The 21,285-nt window shown below is 42.5% G+C and carries 18 protein-coding genes; 11 read left to right on the top strand and 7 right to left on the bottom strand.

What is annotated here, in order from left to right:
• Positions 1-9 precede the first annotated feature (9 nt).
• The 10 genes from AWW72_RS06190 (at position 10) to AWW72_RS06235 (ending at position 11,871) form a co-directional block, all read left to right on the top strand.
• Positions 10-1,215 carry an aspartate aminotransferase family protein gene (locus AWW72_RS06190; protein ID WP_005256580.1) on the top strand — a complete coding sequence of 402 codons (1,206 nt, stop codon included), beginning with the start codon at positions 10-12 and terminating at the stop codon, positions 1,213-1,215.
• Positions 1,216-1,236: 21 nt separating this feature from the next.
• On the top strand, positions 1,237-2,280 hold the full coding sequence (astA, locus tag AWW72_RS06195) for an arginine N-succinyltransferase (protein WP_005256582.1): 1,044 nt from the start codon (positions 1,237-1,239) through the stop codon (positions 2,278-2,280).
• The gene (gene astD / locus AWW72_RS06200) at positions 2,280-3,749 is read left to right on the top strand and encodes a succinylglutamate-semialdehyde dehydrogenase (protein ID WP_062846749.1); all 1,470 of its coding nucleotides are present in this window, start codon (positions 2,280-2,282) and stop codon (positions 3,747-3,749) included. Before astA ends, astD begins: the two co-directional genes overlap by 1 nt.
• Positions 3,750-3,781: 32 nt before the next feature.
• The gene (gene astB / locus AWW72_RS06205; protein ID WP_062846750.1) at positions 3,782-5,122 is read left to right on the top strand and encodes an N-succinylarginine dihydrolase; all 1,341 of its coding nucleotides are present in this window, start codon (positions 3,782-3,784) and stop codon (positions 5,120-5,122) included.
• Positions 5,123-5,155: 33 nt separating this feature from the next.
• Positions 5,156-6,130: a succinylglutamate desuccinylase gene (gene astE, locus AWW72_RS06210; protein ID WP_062846751.1), complete on the top strand. Its 975-nt coding sequence runs from the start codon at positions 5,156-5,158 to the stop codon at positions 6,128-6,130.
• A 169-nt stretch (positions 6,131-6,299) separates the two neighbouring features.
• Entirely contained in the window at positions 6,300-7,790 is a 1,491-nt protein-coding gene (locus AWW72_RS06215; protein WP_062846752.1) for an amino acid permease, read from the top strand.
• Positions 7,791-8,060: 270 nt separating this feature from the next.
• The gene (locus AWW72_RS06220) at positions 8,061-8,711 is read left to right on the top strand and encodes a paraquat-inducible protein A (protein WP_062846753.1); all 651 of its coding nucleotides are present in this window, start codon (positions 8,061-8,063) and stop codon (positions 8,709-8,711) included.
• Positions 8,708-9,481 carry a paraquat-inducible protein A gene (locus AWW72_RS06225; protein WP_062846754.1) on the top strand — a complete coding sequence of 258 codons (774 nt, stop codon included), beginning with the start codon at positions 8,708-8,710 and terminating at the stop codon, positions 9,479-9,481. Before AWW72_RS06220 ends, AWW72_RS06225 begins: the two co-directional genes overlap by 4 nt.
• A 42-nt stretch (positions 9,482-9,523) precedes the next feature.
• A complete protein-coding gene (locus AWW72_RS06230) occupies positions 9,524-11,176 on the top strand; it encodes a PqiB family protein (protein ID WP_062846755.1) in 1,653 nt (550 codons plus the stop codon).
• Positions 11,173-11,871, top strand: a complete 699-nt coding sequence (locus AWW72_RS06235) for a PqiC family protein (protein WP_062846756.1) — start codon at positions 11,173-11,175, stop codon at positions 11,869-11,871. Before AWW72_RS06230 ends, AWW72_RS06235 begins: the two co-directional genes overlap by 4 nt.
• 200 nt (positions 11,872-12,071) lie before the next feature.
• On the opposite strand, the gene AWW72_RS06240 is transcribed toward AWW72_RS06235, so the two are convergent.
• A complete protein-coding gene (locus tag AWW72_RS06240; protein WP_062846757.1) occupies positions 12,072-12,836 on the bottom strand; it encodes a COG4705 family protein in 765 nt (254 codons plus the stop codon).
• Between the two features lie 161 nt (positions 12,837-12,997).
• Between AWW72_RS06240 and AWW72_RS06245 the strand changes: the two genes are divergently transcribed.
• The gene (locus AWW72_RS06245; RefSeq protein WP_062846780.1) at positions 12,998-13,570 is read left to right on the top strand and encodes an undecaprenyl-diphosphatase; all 573 of its coding nucleotides are present in this window, start codon (positions 12,998-13,000) and stop codon (positions 13,568-13,570) included.
• An 87-nt stretch (positions 13,571-13,657) separates the two neighbouring features.
• Here the strand turns inward: AWW72_RS06245 and AWW72_RS06250 are convergent, their stop codons facing one another.
• From AWW72_RS06250 to tssH, 6 genes are read right to left on the bottom strand one after another with little or no spacing between them, the layout of a single operon-like run.
• Entirely contained in the window at positions 13,658-14,626 is a 969-nt protein-coding gene (locus AWW72_RS06250) for a M15 family metallopeptidase (protein WP_171254683.1), read from the bottom strand.
• 3 nt (positions 14,627-14,629) lie between these two features.
• Entirely contained in the window at positions 14,630-15,226 is a 597-nt protein-coding gene (locus tag AWW72_RS06255; protein ID WP_062846758.1) for a hypothetical protein, read from the bottom strand.
• A gap of 11 nt (positions 15,227-15,237) precedes the next feature.
• Positions 15,238-16,047, bottom strand: coding sequence for a type IVB secretion system protein IcmH/DotU (gene icmH, locus AWW72_RS06260; protein ID WP_004771190.1), 810 nt, complete (start codon positions 16,045-16,047; stop codon positions 15,238-15,240).
• A 10-nt stretch (positions 16,048-16,057) separates the two neighbouring features.
• Positions 16,058-17,422 (bottom strand): type VI secretion system baseplate subunit TssK, encoded by a 1,365-nt coding sequence (tssK, locus tag AWW72_RS06265; protein WP_062846759.1) that lies wholly within the window; start codon positions 17,420-17,422, stop codon positions 16,058-16,060.
• A 16-nt stretch (positions 17,423-17,438) separates the two neighbouring features.
• Complete coding sequence (tssA, locus tag AWW72_RS06270; protein ID WP_249409148.1) at positions 17,439-18,530, bottom strand: type VI secretion system protein TssA; 1,092 nt, start codon at positions 18,528-18,530, stop codon at positions 17,439-17,441.
• A gap of 24 nt (positions 18,531-18,554) precedes the next feature.
• Entirely contained in the window at positions 18,555-21,227 is a 2,673-nt protein-coding gene (gene tssH, locus AWW72_RS06275; RefSeq protein WP_062846760.1) for a type VI secretion system ATPase TssH, read from the bottom strand.
• Positions 21,228-21,285: the final 58 nt, after the last annotated feature.

Genomic DNA, 21,285 nt, shown 5'->3' on the forward strand with positions numbered 1-21,285 from the left:
GTAAATAAAATGAGCGAAGTCGCAATTACACGTAGCAATTTTAATGATTGGATGGTTCCAGTTTTTGCCCCAGCAAATTTCATTTTAGTACGTGGTGAAGGTTCTCGTCTGTGGGATCAAAACGATAAAGAATATATTGATTTCGCTGGTGGGATCGCGGTAAACGCTTTAGGTCATGCACATCCTGTGGCAGTAAAAGCCTTAACTGAACAAGCTCAAAAGCTGTGGCATATTGGTAATGGTTATACCAACGAGCCAGTATTACGCCTTGCAAAACAATTGGTCGACAGCACTTTTGCGGACAAAGTCTTTTTCTGTAACTCAGGTGCAGAAGCCAATGAAGCAGCGTTGAAACTGGCACGTAAAGTTGGTTTGCTCAGTGGCAATGCAAACAAGAACCAGATTGTTGCTTTTAAAAATGCCTTCCACGGTCGTACTTTATTTACCGTAACAGCGGGTGGTCAGCCAAAATATTCTCAAGACTTTGCACCATTACCAGGTGGTATTGAACATACGGCATTTAATGACCTTGAAGCAGCAAAAGCCGCGATCACTGAAAATACTTGTGCCGTGATTGTTGAACCGATCCAAGGTGAAGGTGGTGTTCTGCCAGCAGATATCGAATTCCTGAAAGGCTTACGCGCACTGTGTGATGAAAAAGGTGCTGTGCTGATTTTTGATGAAGTACAAACAGGTGTCGGCCGTACAGGTTCATTGTATGCCTATATGAATACGGGCGTAACGCCTGACATTTTGACCACAGCAAAAGCATTGGGCGGTGGTTTCCCGATTGGTGCAATGATTACTACAGATCATTATGCCAACATGTATGCAGTGGGAGATCACGGTACAACGTATGGTGGTAACCCATTGGCTTGTGCGGTTGCTGGTGCGGTATTTGAATTTATTAATACACCTGAAGTGTTAGATGGCGTAAAACAGCGTCATCAATATTTCATTGATGCTTTAAATAAAATCAATGCGGAATATGGCTTGTTCAAAGAAATTCGCGGTCAAGGTTTATTAATCGGCTGTGTGCTTAAAGATGAATATGCAGGTAAAGCCAAAAATATTGTGACCTTAGCGGGTGAAGAAGGTTTATTGGCTCTGGTTGCGGGTACAGATGTGGTTCGCTTCACACCATCATTGATCATTCCTCAACAGGATATTGATGAAGGTCTAAATCGTTTTGTTCGTGCATTAGCACGCCTCTAAGTCTGCTGTGAGCATCTAACCATGATGATTGTTAGACATGCAGCGCATCGGGACTTAGATGATATTTATCGTTTAGCGCAACGAGCGGGGGAGTCTGGCATTGGCCTGACTTCCTTACCACAAAATAGAGACATTCTGGCTGAACGTATTACACGCACCACACGCACTTTAGCGGGGCTAACCGAAAAGTGTGAGGCAAGTTATCTGTTTGTACTGGAAGACACCAGCACGCACAAAATTGTGGGTGTGAGTGCAATTGAAGTTGCAGTTGGACTGAACGAACCTTTCTACAACTTTCGTGTGGCAAAACAGGTGCACGCCTCTAAAGCCTTAAATGTGTATAAGACTTTAGACACCTTGTTTTTAAGTAATGATCATACGGGTTGTAGCGAACTCTGCACCTTATTCCTTGATCCTGAATATCGTAAAAACCAAAACGGCAAATTTTTATCCAAAGTCCGTTTTCTGTTTATTGCTGCCTTCCGTTCTTTTTTTGAAGAACGACTGATTGCAGAAATGCGTGGTTTCTCTGACCAGAATGGACGGTCACCCTTTTGGGATTCACTCGGTTATCTGTTTTTCAATATGGATTTTGCCGCAGCGGATTATCTCAGTGGTGTCGGGCAAAAAGCTTTTATCGCAGAGTTGATGCCAAGATTTCCAGTCTATGTTGACTTGCTGTCTTCCGAGGCGCGTGAAGTGATTGCAGAAGTGCATCCACATACGCTGCCAGCGGCAAAAGTGTTGATGTCTGAAGGTCTTAAATATCAGGGTCATGTCGATATTTTTGATGCGGGACCAACACTGGAAGCCAATACTGCCGAATTACGGGCGGTGACGGAGAGCCGTTTGCTCAAAGTCAAACTTACTGAGAAGGTTGAAAGTACCGAGACGCATTTTTTGGTTGCCAATGACCAATATAAAGATTACGCCGTGTTGCTGATCAATAACAAAGTCGATGAAAGCGAGACTTTACATTTAACAGCAGCACAAGCACAGGCACTGAATATTGCTGAACACGATGAAGTACGCGTTTTAGCATTAGAAAAAATGGAGAAGAACTAATGTCACAAGGTGCATTATTAATTGATGGTGCTTGGATTCAAGGACAAGGGACTGCATTCGCTAAATCAAATCCAGTGAGCAATGCACAAATTTGGGCAGGGCATGAAGCAAGCCAAGCCGATGTCGAACAGGCATGCCATGCAGCGCGTCAGGCATTTCCAGCATGGGCACGCTTAGCACTAGAAGAACGTATCGCAATTATTGAGCGCTTTGCGGGTTTATTGGAACAAAATAAAACCCAATTGGCTGAAGTGATTAGTCAGGAAACCAGTAAACCGCTTTGGGAAACTTTAACCGAAGTACAGTCGATGATTGGTAAAGTGGCAATTTCAATTCGTGCTTATCATCAACGTACAGGGTTTAGCGAAACTGAAATGCCAGATGGGGTGGCTTCGTTACGTCATCGCCCACATGGCGTTCTCGCTGTATTTGGTCCGTATAACTTCCCTGGTCATTTGCCAAATGGTCATATTGTTCCTGCACTTATCGCAGGTAATACAGTGGTGTTTAAACCAAGTGAACTCACGCCTTGGACAGCGGAAGAAACTGCAAAATTATGGCAACAGGCAGGTCTACCAAAGGGTGTGCTGAATATCGTACAAGGTGGACGTAGCACAGGTGAAGCGCTCGCTGCGGCTGAGCAGATTGACGGTTTGCTATTCACGGGTAGTGCTAATACGGGTTATCACTTGCATAAACAAATGGCAGGTGCACCTGAAAAAATCCTTGCTTTGGAAATGGGCGGTAATAATGCCTTGATCATTGATGAAGCAACCGATATTGATGCGGTGGTGAATTTAGCCATCCAGTCGGCCTTTGTTTCTGCGGGACAACGTTGTACCTGTGCACGCCGTATTATTGTTAAACACGGTGCCAATGGTGATGCTTTCATTCAACGTTTTGTTGAAGTCGCGAAGAACTTAGTCGTAGGAAGCTGGAATGCTGAACCGCAACCGTTTATGGGTGGTGTCATCTCTGCACATGCCGCGGAACAGATGTTGGCAGCACAAAGCAAGCTCATCGCTTTAGGTGCAAAACCATTGTTGGAAATGACGCGTCCACAAGCGGACAGTTCATTGCTTACCGCGGGTATTTTAGATGTCACTCAGGTGACCGATATCCCTGATGATGAATACTTTGGCCCATTGACCACGATTTATCGCTATAACAGTTTCGATGAAGCCTTAAACATTGCCAACAACACCCGCTTTGGTTTGGCGGTGGGTCTGGTGTCTCCTGACCGTAATTTATTTGAGCGTGTGTTGATTGAAGCGCGAGCAGGCATTGTGAACTGGAATAAGCCATTAACAGGTGCATCAAGTGCGGCACCATTTGGTGGTGTTGGGGCATCAGGTAATCACCGTGCCAGCGCGTTCTATGCAGCGGATTATAGTGCATGGCCAATGGCTTCACTGGAAAGTGACAGCGTTACTTTACCTTCAAAATTATCACCGGGCATTGTGCTGTAAGTCGGCTCGTATAGGGACACAGGGAGAAAAAAATGTCAGGTTATGAAATTAATTTTGATGGTTTAGTGGGGCCGACCCATCATTATGCAGGCTTATCGTATGGTAATGTCGCATCGACCAAAAACCGTAATAATGCGTCAAACCCTAAATTAGCTGCAAAGCAAGGCTTAAAGAAAATGAAAGCGCTTGCGGATTTAGGACTCAAGCAAGGTGTCTTTGCACCACAAGAACGTCCGCATGTGCCAACGTTGCGTCGTTTGGGTTTTACGGGCAGTGATATTGATGTCATTACCCAAGCCATGCGTACTGCACCCGCACTATTGTCATCGCTCAGTTCAGCATCATCTATGTGGACTGCAAACTCGTGTACGGTGTCGCCATCGGCAGATAGCGCGGATGGTCGCATGCATTTTACTGCGGCAAACCTGAATAATAAATTCCATCGATCAATTGAGCATCATACGACCACACGTATTCTTCAAGCCATGTTCAAGAATGATGTATATTTCGCGCACCATGAAGCATTGCCTGAAGCGGCACTGTTCGGTGATGAAGGTGCAGCCAATCATAACCGACTCGGTGGTGCTTATGATCAGGCTGGTGTACAGGTCTTTGTTTATGGTCAGCAACAGCTCGGTGGAACCGTTGCACCGCAAAAATTCCCTGCACGTCAAACCCGTGAAGCGAGTGAAGCGATTGCACGTTTACATCGTCTAGATGCGAAACGCACGGTGTTCATTCAGCAAAATCCAGATGTGATTGATCAGGGTGTATTCCATAACGATGTCATCGCCGTGAGTAATCAACAGGTCTTGTTCCATCATCAGCAGGCCTTTTTAAATCAGGCCGATGCATTGCATGAAATCCGTCAAAAAATGGCGGGGATCGGGCAAGAGTTTGTATCGATTGAAGTGCCTGAAAGTCGTGTCAGTGTAGATGATGCGATATCGACTTACTTATTTAATAGTCAAATTTTAACGCGTGCTGATGGGGGCATGAGCATTGTGGTACCAGAAGAATCACGTCAGAACAAAGCGGTGTGGGACTATTTGAGTGACATGATTCAAATGGGCACGCCAATTGATGACATCAAGGTATTTGATTTGCGTGAAAGTATGCGTAATGGCGGTGGCCCTGCATGTTTACGTTTACGTGTGGCGGTGAATGAAGCTGAACTGGCTGCGGTCAATCAAAACCTGTTTATGAATGATGCATTGTTCAAAACCTTAAATCAGTGGGTGGATCAGCATTATCGTGATGAATTAACGCAGGATGATTTGGCCGATCCAAACTTATTGATCGAGAGTCGTACCGCACTGGATGAACTCACGAAGATTTTAGGCTTAGGTTCGGTTTATCACTTCCAGAGATAAACATTCAATAACGGCTTTTAAGGATGAAAGTACATGGTTGATCTACTCGCATTGACTTTGGCGCAACAGACACCTGAGCAAACGCAAGGTGAAACGGCTGGATTTACATGGCAGTGGCTAGGTGAAGGGCTATTGCAATGTAAGCCAAAAACGGCTTATAGAAAAACCATCGTGCTTTCTGCGGGTATTCATGGCAATGAAACTGCGCCCATCGAATTGTTGGCCCATCTCATTCAGGATTTGTTTGCTGGACAGTTGGGTTTAGCAGTTCGTGTGCTTTTCGTATTGGGAAATCCCGCTGCGATCCGACAAGGGGTTCGCTATCTTGAAAATGATATGAATCGCATGTTCTGCGGTGCTTATCAGAATTTAACTCAGGATCAGGAAACCGGACGTGCTGCACAATTAGAGCAGGTGGTTGCAGATTTCTTTGAACAAGATCATGTTGATGCGCAACGTTATCACTATGATTTACATACTGCCATTCGTGCTTCGCTATTGCCTGTATTTGCCTTATTTCCGTATCAGACACGACCTTATGATGATTTCCTGATCCAAAGTTTAAATGCTGCCAATCTGGATGCTTTGGTTTATCACAATGCGGCTGGAAAAACCTTTACCCATTTCACCACTGAACGTTTTCATGCAGCGAGCAGTACGCTGGAATTAGGCAAGGCCAAACCTTTTGGTGAAAATGACTTAGCTGAGTTCGCCAGTACTGACCAGATGCTGCGTGCCGTACTTTCAGATCAGGCTTTACCGATTAGACAGAAATCTGACATTCGCCAGTTTAAGGTGGTGGATTCTATTTTAAAGCAAAGTGACGATTTTCAACTGAATCTAAGCGCCGATGCACCTAACTTTTCTACCTTTCAGCAAGATGAGGAAATTGCGACGCAGCAAGCAGGAAATTATGTCGCGCATGATCAGCAAGTCTGGATTTTATTCCCGAATCCCAATGTAAAAACAGGGCTTCGAGCTGGATTGATATTAAAAGAAATGAAATAAGACATCGCCAATGAAGTGGCGTGATGTCGTTATGGAATGAAAATACATGGAGCTTGAATATGGATGTTCAGTAGAACAAAACGCGTCAAGGAATATCGTCTAGATATCCGTTTTTATGAATCAAAAGCAAGGACAGGTTGTCATAAGAATACAGTTGGAGTGACCGTGTATGAGTAACAATAACGAAAAGACATTTCCATCAGGCCAAGCCCTGAGTGGACAATATGTACCACAGCAGGATGTCGCCAGTTTATCGGGTACTTCAAGCACAGAGATTGAAGTGGGTAAACCATTGAAACGTGCCATGACCAAGCGTCATCTGGTGATGATTTCATTGGGTGGTGCAATTGGAACAGGGCTGTTTTTGGGCTCGGGGGATGTCATTTCTCAGGCTGGTCCAGTCGGTGCGATTTTCTCTTACCTGCTGGGTGGCGTGATTGCTTACATGGTGATGCTGTGTTTGGGTGAACTTGCAGTACAAATGCCTGTGTCGGGTTCTTTTGGTGAATATGCCAGAACTTATATTGGCCCAGGTACGGGTTATATGATCACATGGCTGTACTGGCTCACATGGACGGCAACGCTAGGCACCGAATTTACCGCTGCAGCTTTATTGATGCAGGAATGGTTTCCTTCAATTTCCATGTGGACGTGGACATTATTATTTGCAGGGCTAGTTTTTACCCTGAATGTCAGTTCTACGCGGCTCTTTGCTGAGTCTGAATTCTGGTTGTCTTTGGTCAAGGTCTTGACCATTATCTGTTTTATTGGATTGGGTTTAGCCGCCATTTTTGGCCTGATTTCCTATCATGGGCATGAGTCAGCGCCACTGTTTAGTAAATTGACAGAACATGGCTGGTTCCCAAATGGTATTTTCCCGATTTTTGCGACCATGTTAATTGTAAACTTCGCATTTTCTGGGACAGAGTTGATTGGTGTTGCAGCAGGTGAGGCAGAAGAGCCAGCGAAGACCGTACCAAAAGCTATCAATGCGGCCATCTGGCGCTTGTTGATTTTCTTTGTCGGTACTATTGTAGTGATCTGTGCATTACTGCCTTATGAAATGGCAGGTTTAAATGCCAACAGTGTCAGCAATAGCCCATTCGTTACGGTATTTAACTATATTGGCATTCCATACGCAGAAGACATTATTCGCTTTGTCATCATTACTGCGCTTTTATCTGCTGCAAACTCAGGTTTATTTGCCGCTTCACGCATGATGTGGTCATTGTCTGCCAAGAACCAGTTACCTAAAGTATTTTCAAAACTGACTCGTTCAGGTACACCGATTATTGCCATTATTGTCACCATGTTTGGTGCAATTCCGGGTTTATTGTCAGAACATTTTGCTCCCGAAACGATTTTTAAGAACTTACTGGGCGTTGCTGCCTTTACTATGGTGGTGGTGTGGATTTCGATTTGTGTTTGCCAATTTAACTTCCGCAGACAATGGATCAAATCAGGTAAAACAGTCAAAGATCTTAAATTTGCTGCGCCGTTATTCCCGTTAACCCCAATTTTAGGTGGCTTATTCTGTGTGATTACCTGTATCAGTATGGTGACGGATCCTTCAATGCAAGTGGGTTTTGTCTGCTGTATCCTGTTCATTATTGCCTGTTATGCGAGCTACAATATTTTCTATAAAGACAAAGTAAATTAAGTCATAAATTTCATATAAAAATCATATAATCGGCGAATAGGTTACAGATATTTTCTGTAGCCTATTTGCCTTTTTTATGGGATAAATTTTTAACAGATATTATCAGTAACACTTCGATAAGCTGCTTTTATTCAATCAACAATTTAACCCTCGATGTGTTTACATATTGTGTAAGAATGATAGCCTGTGATTGTGAATGCAAAAATAAAAGGTATAACTGGGACAAGTCATTTTTAAATATGAAAGAATCTATGTAATGGGCAGGGCTTTATGGCGAATAAAAATAATCAGCCCTTAGCAATCGGCCAGCAAGTCAGACTCACTGAACTGGCAGGTTGTGAAGAATGTGATGCGATTTACCGTAGGGTAGAGCTTGTATCGGGTGAACGGGCTTACTGTACCTGTTGCGGTGCAGAATTGTATCGTCGAGGTCATTCCTTTTCGTCCTTGTTTGCTTTAGTCATCACTGCATTAATTGTGTTTGTGATTGCCAATAGTTTTCCAATCGTGATCGTTGAACTCCAGGGAAATACCTCACAAACCACTTTGATTGGTGCTGCATGGACCATGTTTCATATTGATCGGGCACTGGTCGGGGTATTGATCCTGATTACGACATTTATTGTGCCTTTGGTTGAGTTGCTATTACTCAGTTATGTGCTGTCTTGTATCAGTCTATTTATGCGTCGACCAAAATATTTAACCCCAGCGCTCCGAATGCTGTTTTTATTCCGTACTTGGGGCATGGTTGAAGTCTTTCTCATCGGGGTGTTGGTTACTTTGGTCAAACTAGTCGGGATGGTGACTGTGATTCCTGGTGTAGCGCTCTGGGCATTTACTTTATTAAGCGTACTGTTGGTCTATATTGCTTCGGTAAAGATCAAGGATCTCTGGGATGAAGTTGATCGGAGTCTTGGATGAATAACACCAATGAAGACGAAATCGGAATAATAGCGCCTCATCTTCCTGCCGCTGATTTAAAGGTTAAAAACTATCTCAGGGCAAAAGATGTCGGCTTGATCCAGTGTCATTGCTGCGGATTACTCAATGCTGTCGCGAATAAAGAGGCGGAAGACGAGCATCTGCAATGTTCCAGATGTAAGAGCGGTTTGCATGTACGTAAACCTCAAAGTTTAAATCGTACCTTCGCTTTAGTGGTCGCGGCTGCTATTTTATATATTCCAGCCAATGTATTACCGATGACGGTTACAGATTCATTATTGGGACGTCAGCAAGATACGATTATCAGTGGTGTTATTTATTTCTGGCAAAATGGGGATTATCTGGTGTCTGTGGTCATTTTTATGGCCAGTATCTTTATCCCGATTTTAAAATTACTGATTCTGGTATTTTTACTCGTTGCCGTCTCCATGCAGTCTTCTTCAAAATTGCATTTTTCACCTGAACATTGTGCTTTGCTGTATCGGATTGTTGAGTTTATTGGGCGCTGGTCAATGATTGACGTCTTCGTCGTGGCATTATTGACCGCATTGATTCAAATCCAGTCGCTTGCCACAATTCTGGCAGGGCCAGGCGCTGTAGCTTTTGGCGCTGTAGTAGTCTTAACCATGTTTGCTTCCATGAGTTTTGATCCACGGATTATTTGGGATAATTATTTCAAGGCAAATTCAGTGCATGATCCACACGCTGAACATTTAAAAACAACCACGATTCATCAACTGAAAAGTTAAAACTGTAAAACCCTGTTTTTGACCCATAAAAGAACGATCACTATGTCAGAAAATACACACAATAGCCAAGATTCTGAAGAGAACCTGACCGAGTTAACTCAGCAGGATACGGTTTTCGCGGAACCCGAAAAAAAGAAAGGGCGCTGGAGACCTGCGCTGATTTGGCTGGTTCCTTTTATTGCCTTGTTAATCGCGCTTTCACTTGCTGCAAAAGCTGTGCTGGATACGGGCCCAACCATTGAGGTGTCTTTTCGTACCGCTGAAGGCTTAGTTGCAGGGAAAACCACGGTTCGCTATAAACAGGTGGATATTGGTCTGGTTCGCCAGATTGATTTGTCTGATGATCGTTCTCATATCATTGCCAAAATTGAGTTGCGCAAAGATGCCAGTAATTTTGCAGCCAAAGATTCACGCTTCTGGGTGGTGCGACCTCGTATCGGTACAGGCGGGATTTCTGGAATTGATACTTTATTATCGGGCGCTTATATCGAAGTGGATGGGGGCAAGGCAGAAGAAAAGCAGGAAGACTTTGTTGGACTTGAGGTTCCACCTGTTGTTTCCTCGGATATACCGGGTAAAGTGTTTTTCTTAAAGGCACAGGATTTAGGTTCGCTGGATATTGGGGTACCTATTTACTACCGCAGAATTAATGTTGGGCAAATTACGGCGTATAAACTGGCAAATGATGGCAAAAGTGTCGAGCTCCAAACATTTATTCAATCACCTTATGATAAATTTGTGACCACAGATGCACGCTTCTGGCAGGCTAGCGGGGTGGATGTGACCTTGAACGCTTCAGGATTTAATCTGGATACCCAATCACTTGCCAGTATTGTTGCGGGTGGGATTGCATTTGGCTATCCAGAAAATTCGTCGGCAGGTATTGCACCTAACCACAGTTATTTTACCTTGTCAGATTCTCGCAAAGAGGCCATGAAAGAGCCTGATGGTAAACCTCGCCCGATTATTATGTATTTTGATCATTCTTTACGTGGTCTGACGGCAGGCGCACCAATTGACTTTATGGGTATTGAAATTGGAAATGTTAAAGCCATCAATGTGGAGTTTGACCAGAATTATACTCAGTTACGGATGCGCGTCGATGCTGTGATTTATCCATCACGTTTAGCACATGGTAAAGAACTTGATCCAGATGGTGAAATCTTCAGAAACTTCATTGCAAAAGGATGGCGTGCTCAAATGCGCACAGGTAATCTGTTAACAGGGCAGAATTACATTGCATTTGATAAATTTCCGAAAGCGAAACCTGCTGCTTTAAAAATGCGTCCAGATGGACGGGCTGAAGTGCCAACCACAGCCACTGAACTGAGTGGATTGCAGGCACAAGTGTCACAGATTGCGGATAAGGTAAGTAAGTTCCCACTTGAAGAGATTGGTCAAGATGTTCGTAAAACCTTGAATAATATGAATACCACCATTGAATCAACCGACAAATTGGTGAAACAGTTAGATGGCAAAGTGGCACCTAGTTTACAAGCGACCCTGAATGATGTCCGTAAAACCATGCAATCGAGTGAATCGATTTTATCTAGTGATGCACCAATGCAACAGGATGTGCGTAAAGCCTTACAGCAAATGACTCGGGCAGCGGCATCATTACAATTGATGGCAGATTATATTGAACAACATCCTGAATCGTTGATTCGTGGGAAAAAAGCAGAGACGAATAAATGATCATTACAACATTGAAAAAAGCATTTACTGCTCAGGACGCGATACGTTGTGCTGGAATTTGCGCGACGACTTTATTAATTGCCGCATGTTCCAGTTCGCCTACACCGAATTACTATACTCTGGCGAATAAAGTCACGCCTTTGCCGAGCTCTAAAGTGAAGGTGATCGAGGTATTGCCTGTGGGTTTACCTGATCGAATCAATCGTGCGCCTCTGGTGATACAGGAAATCAATGGTCGATCAAATATTCTGGATAATGAACGCTGGACTTCAACCTTAGGGGCAGAGTTAAGAGATAATTTATCTGCTGGCTTACAGCAAAAGCTTGGTGCCGTCGATCGCTATAATAGTGGGATGATCGGTGGGAAGGTGTCTTATCGGGTTGCGACGGACTTTTCCCATTTTGATATTGTGAATACCACTTCTGCGAATAATAAGAATGTTGAAGTTTCTGTGGCATGGATCATTAAACGTAATGATCCGAGTATCACGATCAATCAAGATTCTACCCAGAATCAGCAGTTGGCTTGTCGGATGACATTCACTCAGCCTGTCAGCGCTAATAATAACCACATTCCAACGATTGTGAGCAGTGCAAGTGCTTCACTGGGGCGCGTGATTGATGCAATGGCAGTTTCGATTGCTGCTTTGGATTCAAAAGTGCCCGTTCGAGTGGAAGGTGCAGTTTGTTCTTAAATAGAGCATAAAAAGATCAGTGCATCATAGCGTTCCAAGAAATATCATTGCTGGTGAACGCTCGGAGCATTATTTTACCCAACACGAATGTCAGCAATCAGGTTGTGTTTAAGTCACTGATCTTAGTAATAGAAGGGAGAAGAAATAACAATTCTTTTCCCTTTATTTTTCGTACTGTGCATAGCTCTAACGAGCATACGTTAATGCGCTACTCTTGCTGGTCTGGATTTAAAAAAGACTAAACATAGAACAATAAAAGCCAATAATACAAATGAAGCACCAAATCGGTTTAAATCGAGTCCGCCATGATCCAGTGGCTTATCAAGAAAATCACCTAAGACGGCCCCTAAAGGTCGAGTTAGAACAAATGCAGACCAGAACAGGAAAGTCCTCGAAACTTGAGTCCAGTTATACAAGATCACCAGAACTAAAAGTAATGAACCAAAAATAAGGGCCGCACCTGAATACCCCAACCCTTGAGTATCCGCAGTCCAATCGCCCAAAGCCGTCCCTAAGGTTTGAGAGAACATAATCGTGAGCCAGTAAAAAGCTTCAGTTTTTGCAGATTGGACACTATTAACCGCAATATTTCCACAACGCCAGTACCAAACAGCGAGAGTGCTGATTAACAATGTGAACAGGATGAGGCTTCCACCAAGATAACCAATTCCCAATGAGCGATCGACAAAATCAGCAATCGTTGTTCCGAGAGTGGTGGTAGAAATGATGGTTGCCCAATATAACCACGGTTTATATTGTTTCGCTTTTATTTGCATTGAAACAAGGGCAATAAAAATAACAGTGAAGATACATGAACTGAAGATGTATCCTAAGTTCATCGACATGGATAAAGCATCGCCAGCCGTTTCTCCTAATGTCGTCGCTGCAATTTTTACAATCCAGAAGAGCAGGGTCAGCTCAGGTACTTTGCTAAGCGTTTCAGATATCATCTTTGGATTATTCATAAATTATTCCAAATTGTATTTAGATAAAATTTAAGCGTCTTTTATTAATAAAGACTTAAATAAAAGTTATAATTTATTTTTGTATTCATAGAAAAAATTAATTTTGTTTTAAGCTATTTTTTTTATCGTGCTGACATCAAATCATCATGGATCGATTGGCAATGTCAATTGAAGATGTAAATATTAATATATTTCAGTGGATTAATGCCGCTGCGACGCAAAATACATTTTTGGATAAAATCGCTATATTCGCTTCACATAATTTAATTGGCGGTTTATTAGGATTCTTAATCATTTCTGTATTTTTTAAGAATAAAAAATACAGAACACAATTTATTAAAACTTTAATCTTTGTGCTGGTCGCATTGTTATTTACCAACGTTATCCATGCATTCTATTATCATCCGCGTCCATTTGCGATGGGGCTAGGTCATACGCTGGTCGGACATGGTTCAACTTCATCATTTCCTAGCATGCATACGTTGACCGTTGCCACGATTACTTTTTCTTATTTGCTGTCAGGATTTAGAAAAATAGGAAGTATCGGATTATTACTGAGCGTTATTGTAGGCTGGTCAAGAATTTATGTCGGTGTACATTTTCCTTTTGATGTGATCGGTTCATTTGTTTTTGCATTTATGATCGTTTGGGGAACGAATTATATATATGAAGAATATAGAATAAAATTAATGAAAATGATTGCTGTTCCTGTGATCGAGGAAAATATACTTTAAATCATTTTTATTAAAATGCTTGTGGTCACTTTTATTTGCAGTAAAGACAGATAATCATCCATATTATCTGTCGATGTATTTTAAAAACTATGAATCACCTGATTTTGCGGTTAATTGTCCTTCAGCAATCAATTGATCTGCCATTTCTTTGGTTTTCTTTAAACCAGGCATTCGATATTCGGTGTGACCATAATCTTTAATTGATTTCCAGCGACCACCCCAAGTCAAGCCAACCGATTCGGCGACTTGGCCGTACAGTTCGTAACCCCGCATTGCCCACGGATCTCGTTCACTAATCACGACTTTACCATTGCGTTTAAAGGCGACATCGGCTGCTAGACCAAATTGGTGATAACTTTGATAGCCTTTGGCGCGCGTGGTATTCGGGTTACCCGCCAGCATGTTTTGACGATTTGGACTACGATAACCTTCAAGTAGTACCAGTTCATAGCCATGCTGTTCTTTCATGATTTTAAAGACCATGAGTAGACGCTGTTTGTAACGTGGGTTAATTTTATCCCATTTACGATCCACCATTGATGAATCCAGACTGCCATGAGAATGGGTCAGTGGCACTTCAATTTGCGAAGCATCAATACTTGGATCGGTCGTATTTTGAGCCTGATACGCCTCTTCTAAGCGCGTTGCTTCCACAATCGCATCTTGAATAAGAGTTTCATCGACATCTGGTGGAGGACTGAGCATTTCTCCATTGAGTAGGGCATAGACCTGCGGATCAGTTTCTTTTAAGTATTCAGCTTCAATCCGTGTTGAACTAATAGGGCGCGTAAACGCAAAGATCAGAATACTAGCAAATAAAAAGAAACCTGCGATCAGGATCCACCATTGTTGCAAATGCCAATGTGATTGTAATTTTTCTGGAGATGCTGCCTGATGCATATGCTCTGCAAATTGCATGGCATTGGCGATTTTCTTTTTCCCGCTCGGAAGTAAGGATTGTAAAAGCTGCGTACATTTGTAACGCAGCTCATAGGACATCAATAAAGTAAGCCCAATTGCAACCCCGACAAAGCAGAGAAAAATAAACCAGATCATGTGTTACTTGAGTTCATTTACAGCAAAAGGCTTCTGGGTAACTTTAATCTGTACGGTAGCATCAGGTGCTTCCGCTTCTGGCTCTTTGGGTGCGACCACTTTAGCAGGCTGAGCTACGGGTTTTACCACTTTTGCTGGCACAGCTTCGCTTTTTGGATGTGCTGCTTTTGCTGGAGCAACAGGCTGAGCTGCTTTGGCATTGGGTTCATTGGCAAATGGCGATGCATGTTGTGCCGTTTGAGCAGGTGCAGCAGCAGGTGGCGGAGTACGCTGGAAGAACTTATTTAGATCATTACTACCTGGTTGAGTAAAGTTACTGTCTTCTTCTGACTCAGCCGATTCATCTTGAACAGGAGCCGCCACTTCTGTTGTCTGTGTCGTTTGTTTGGCACCCGGAAGTACCGTGGTATTTTCTTCTACAACCTGAGTCGGTTCGACATATTCACTGGATGATCCTGTTCCTGTGGACAACATAAAGAAAAATAATGTGGTCAAAATAATCCCTGAAATAAATCCAATCAGTAAATAGATCACAGGAGATAATGTTTTTTTCTTATTTGTCTGTAAGATGCGTAAAGAGGTAGTTCTTTCCTGACTCATACTTCAATCAACTAAGGCAAATGGATAGTAATATGTGCTTCTTCTGCTGGCGCTGAAATCACATTTTGATAGGGTGTTAAAGCATTATGATTTTGTTTGTTCAGCATAAACTTTAAACCTGCGAAGGTCAGCGCTGCGAATAACAATAAGAAAATCAGGATCCAGAAAAATGGCAATTCATGATGAATAATATGCTTGATCTGATCTGGAATCGCGGCGAACGGAGAGAATGCTGCTTTTTTGCCTTTGAGATAATCAATTTCATCACCCACACGTGCAACCAGATGATTGAGGCTTTCAACGGACTCAAGACGATATTTGCCTTGAAAACCAAGCAATAAACAGTAATGAAATACTTCAAGCGATGCCAGACGATCTTTGCCACGACTACGCAGTTGCTCTAGAATCTCAAAAAAGCGATAACCGGCAAGTTGAGAGCCAAATAAACTTAACTGTAATGGGCTGATGAGCCAGCTATTTTGCAAGTTAAAGTAGGCAGCATCTTGTTGCGTTGCAATGGTTTCATCAATCAATGCACAAAATGCATATTTCGCATCATGAATATCATCTGCTGAAAATTGCAGTCGTTTCGCCTGTTGCTCAAAACGGTTGAGTAAATCCAGAATTTTTTCACGAAAATCACTTGGATTTGAGGGGATATAGCGGTTACGCAGCAAGAAAACTAAATAAAATCCATCATGTAACAGATCAATCAGATTCGTTGCTTGTGCTTTATTTTGTGGTTGGTCAGAGCTGGGTAAGCCTGAACCAATTTTTCCATCATCAAATAAAGAAGGAATACCAGCTGGATGTTGAGTCATTGTTATTCTCTTAACTATTCATTACAGCAATGAGTTCAATACTAATATCTTGGAAACCTGCTGGCACATAGACACAGATGGATTCTGACTCAAGCATACGTTGATAGAGTTCATGATGAGGTTCAATTTCGAAGTAACTCACACCTGAACGCACTGGAATTGCTGTTGGGACTTGCATCAAATGATGCAGTGGAACCGCAGGCAATGCTGCAATCACGCGTTGCTCTACATCAATGGTGCTACCCACTTTAAAGCGTAACGGCACAATCTGGATGAGTTCATGCGTTTGCATCATGCTGCTCGAGACTGCGATATAAAGACGCGTATCACGGGTAATCTTGTCAGACTCAAGGCTGCCGACCCAGTAAGATGGACGTGTTTCTTTCAAGGCAATGCTGAAATAGCGGCTCGAAATAATGGTATCCAGCAAATCTCTCAGAATGACATCGAGTTGCTGGAAACTGTCCTGTAGCTGATGGTGCTTATAATGCGGTAAATGATCGACATCATAGGCGGTTGAGAAGGTCAGCAGGGAACCAGTCAGACGTAACAACTCTGAGAATAAACGTTCTGGATGAATTTGCGGATAATGCAGTAAATGATTCAATCCCGCATAGGCCGTATTCAAGGCGTTGATTAACCAGAATGAAACGATATCTCCTGAACGGAACTCAATCAGTTTTTGCTCGTTTTCACGGTTATTGCTTTGAATGGTTTTAATCTTGGCTTTAATCACATTCAAGGTACGTTTTAAGTTGTTGATTAAAGACTCTGATGCAGCCACATGTAAAATTGGTGGAATGAATTTGCTATCCAGCTCAAATGTACCTGAACTTTGGCGTTTTAATCTTCCTACAGCTAAATACAAGAAGCCATCAAGATTCTGTGTCGGTTGAACATGCGGATCAAGCAATTTAAATTCTGCACGACGGCGCAACAAACTTAGCTCAGCAGGGCTGGCATCTGTAAACAGGTCGTGTGTTTCTGACAGATAGTTATGATAACGGCTCGACAGGGAGCGTGTCTCATCGGCAATATTTTTCTTATTTGCCTGTAAAATTGGCAGGGCAAGGTAAACAATCATTTCACCTTGCAGATTTAAATCATCCAGCAATAGTGGTTCTGGTAATAAATCTTGTGCTGGTGCATGATAGATCTCACCATCTTGCCAGATGATTTCAGCTTCTTCTAAAGCCAGAATATGAGTTGAAAGCTGTACTTCATCAAATTTGAGCTTTTGTACGCCATAAGCATGCGGAATTAACGCCCGAACCGTATGATTCAAGCGTTGCTCGTGGTACGTGTCCTGAATCTGGAAATGCTGAGGACGTAAAAACAGGCCCTCACCCCAAAGAATTTTCTCTGCTTTAAACATATCGATTTACCAACAATTATTCGTATTCATTCTTTGGTTGCACGCCGAGCGTATCTTGCAGCATTTGTAATGGATGCTCATCTTTAATCACTTGGGTTAACCATTCATGCAGCGGCATTTGGCTCCACTTAATGGTTTTTTGCAACATATAGCTCACAGGACTATGCGGTTCATTCTTTTGGAAATAGGTCGCAATTTCCTGTAAAACGCGCATTGCTTGCTCACGATTCTCAACATGCGATTGAACTTGTGGCTGAAAGGTTGGTTGCGCCTGAACCGCAGTGGGTTGAGTCGTCACGTTTTGTGTTGTCGTGGTCATAGCGGGTTCACTGTCAGTCGCCACGGTTTGAGTCGCTTGCTCAAACTGTTCTGTTTTATAAATTTTCTTAAGACTAATATGAATATTATCAAGGCTAGAGTCAATTGCAGCAAAGCTTGGTGAATCTAAGCCAAGTAAACCATCCAGCACATTTTTCAGTGTCGACCACTGTTGAAAAATTTCGGTAAAATGCTGATAGTTTTGGCGCTGGAAAGCTTTATCGGTACTGAGTAAAGCTTGCTCAAACTGTTCTAGCTCGCTTGTATTGCTCGCACTCTCATAATCATCACTTTGTTTACGACGGATATTTTCATGATAAAGAAAATTATCATAGTCGAGTAGGTGATAAAAAGGTGCGTGATTGATCAGAGGAACTTTTTTAATCAGCAATGGTAACTGGTTAATTAAACCCTGTAACAGCCCAATACGTTGATCCAGATCATCATCTTCTACTTCAGGATGAAGTGTCAGCCAATACTGCTCAAGTAAACGGTGACTGAGCTCAAGGCTCTTCGCGATACCTTCGAAGCCATATAGATTTGCCCAAGCTTCAGAAAGCCAAGTGAGGATACGGATATCTTTACTTTTGGTTTGCAGCAAATCAATCGATGTTGCTGCAACAAAATCCCAATCTGCCTGTTTCGGTTCCGTGACCCAATCGCCTTGATCAAGCAAAAGATCATCTTGAGTTCGGGCCTTTTTAATGGCATGGAACTCATTTGAAAAAGAGTAATCTTCACCACAAGGTGATTGCTCATTAATCGGTGTCAGTAATGGGTTAATATCCATATGTATCACAGTGTTGGCTCAATCTTAAATTTCAGCTTTCGCTTTTTTGCTGGTACGTTTTTTCGTGGTTTTGGCAACTGGATCAAGCTGATAGATGATTTCATCATCTTTGGTATCAATATTGATCAGTTTCGGCAATTTATGATCAGCCAGCGCCACCAGAATTTCTATTGCCAGCGCTGGTAAAACGGTCGAATTTAAAATATTGTCCACATTTCGCGCACCACTATCGACTTCAGTACAGCGACTTAAAATCAGTTCAATTAAATCTTCTGAATATTGAACCTGAGTTGCATATTGTTTTTCAATACGCGCAACAATCTTGCCAAGCTTATGTTTGATGATACGAACCAGCAAATCATCATGTAAAGGGAAGTAAGGCACGATTCGCATACGGCCAATAAATGCTGGCTTAAACTGTTTATATAAGCTTGGCTTTAAATGCTCGACCAAGTCATCCGCATTTGGCCATTCTTCTACAGGCTGATTTAGGCAAGCTTGCATGATGGCGCTTGAGCCCGTATTCGAGGTCAGGATGATGGTGGTATTTTTGAAATCAATTACACGACCTTCACCATCTTCTAAAGTCCCTTTGTCGAAGACCTGATAAAACAGTTCCTGAACGTCGCTATGCGCTTTTTCAATTTCGTCCAGCAGTACAACACTATAAGGATTACGACGCACAGCTTCAGTTAAAACACCGCCTTGACCATAACCGACATAACCTGGAGGCGCGCCTTTTAATGATGAAACTGTATGTGCTTCCTGATATTCAGACATGTTAATGGTGATGAGATGCTGTTCACCGCCATATAACTCATTGGCCAAGGCAAGGGCGGTTTCAGTTTTACCCACACCACTTGGGCCGATCAGCATGAATACACCTTGCGGTTTATTTGGATCTTCCAGCTTGGCTTTAGAGGTCTTGATGCCTTTTACCAATTGATTTAATGCATAATCCTGACCCATGACGCGCTCGCCCAGCTTATCTTCAAGGGTTAGAATCTGTTTAATTTCATCATTTACCATATTGCCAACTGGAATACCTGTCCAGTCTGAAATAATCTCATTGATGATGCGTGCATTGACACGCTCAAAGACCAGTGGTGCCTGACCTTGTAACTGAGTGAGTTCAGCTCTTAATGCTGCAATTTGTGCATTATTTTCATCATTATTATCTTGCGTGCTGAGTTGCTGGATCTGTTTGACCAACGCCAGTTCTTGCTGCCACTTAAGCTCAATATCCTTAATTTCTTTATCTAAAGAGGCCAATTGCTGATTGAGATCTTCTAAACGTTCGTGATGAATCGGGAAGTGCTGATGCTCATTGGTCAAAATTTGCTGTTCTAATTTCAGGTTGTGCTGTTGTGCCTTTAACTGATCTAAAACGACAGGTTGCGCATTTTGCGTCAAGGCAACACGAGCGGCCGCAGTATCTAGCACACTAACAGCTTTGTCTGGAAGCTGGCGACCACTGATATAACGATGCGACGCTTGAACGGCCGTAATAATCGCCTGATCTTCAATATGCAGATTGAAATGATTCTGCATGACAGGAATCATGGCACGTAACATATCAATAGCGACTTCTTCAGTCGGTTCTTCAATCTTAACCACCTGAAAACGACGACTTAAAGCCGCATCTTTTTCGAAATATTGCTTGTATTCAGCCCAAGTGGTTGCAGCAATTGTTCTGAGTTCACCACGCGCCAAAGCCGGTTTAAGCAAGTTGGCAGCATCATTTTGACCTGCCTGACCACCAGCACCGATCAGCGTATGTGCTTCATCAATAAATAGAATAATCGGATGAGTTGAAGATTGAACTTCCTGAATCACTTGTTTCAAACGATTCTCGAATTCACCCTTAACACTGGCACCTGCCTGTAATAAGCCCATGTCTAAAACATGCAAGTGAACGTTTTTAAGTGCTTCTGGCACCAGACCTTGTGCAATCTTTAATGCAAGACCTTCTACAACCGCTGTTTTACCTACACCAGGTTCGCCCGTCAGAATCGGGTTGTTCTGGCGACGACGCATCAGGATATCTAGCATTAAACGAATTTCAAACTCTCGACCAATAACAGGATCAATTCCGCCTTGTTTTGCTTTCTCTGTCAGGTTAATCGTATATTGATCCAGCGCAGGTGTTTTTACCGTCGTTGTAGTGGTGGTTTGAGTTTCATCTGACGATAGGTCAGATGCAGCAGATGGTTCGGTTGCAGGCTGTTCCGTGCTTTTTCCACAAATATCCAGAAACTTATGTTTCATGGTATCAATAGGGAAAAGCTCAAATAAACTAGACGCTCGGAAAGCGATCTGTTGCAAATCTGGCGCAGTGAGTAGGGCGATCAATAAATGACTGCTACGAATCACAGGTGTTTGTTCAGCCGATGCTAACAACCATGCCTGTTCAAATAATCTTACAATTGATTTAGCAAAAATAGGGGTACGGGTATTGCCTTTTGGTAAAGAACCGATGGTTTCTTTTAAATCATTAATTAAGGCTTCAGCAGAGATATTATTTTTTTTTAATAAAATGTGTAAATCATTGGCAGGAGTTTGATTTAATAACTCAACCAGTAAGTGTTCAATCTCAATCTCATAGTTTAATTGGTTAATACAGTAATTTGCTGACTTTTCTAATGCAGTACGAGTAGGAGGTGATAGTTTTGTAATTAAAACCTTTAAGTTACTCATTTAATACTCACAGTAATTTTTAAATACCAAGTTCTATTCGGTACGTATTAACTTGATA

This window comes from Acinetobacter sp. NRRL B-65365 (assembly GCF_001605865.1).
In the GTDB taxonomy this organism is placed as follows: domain Bacteria; phylum Pseudomonadota; class Gammaproteobacteria; order Pseudomonadales; family Moraxellaceae; genus Acinetobacter; species Acinetobacter vivianii.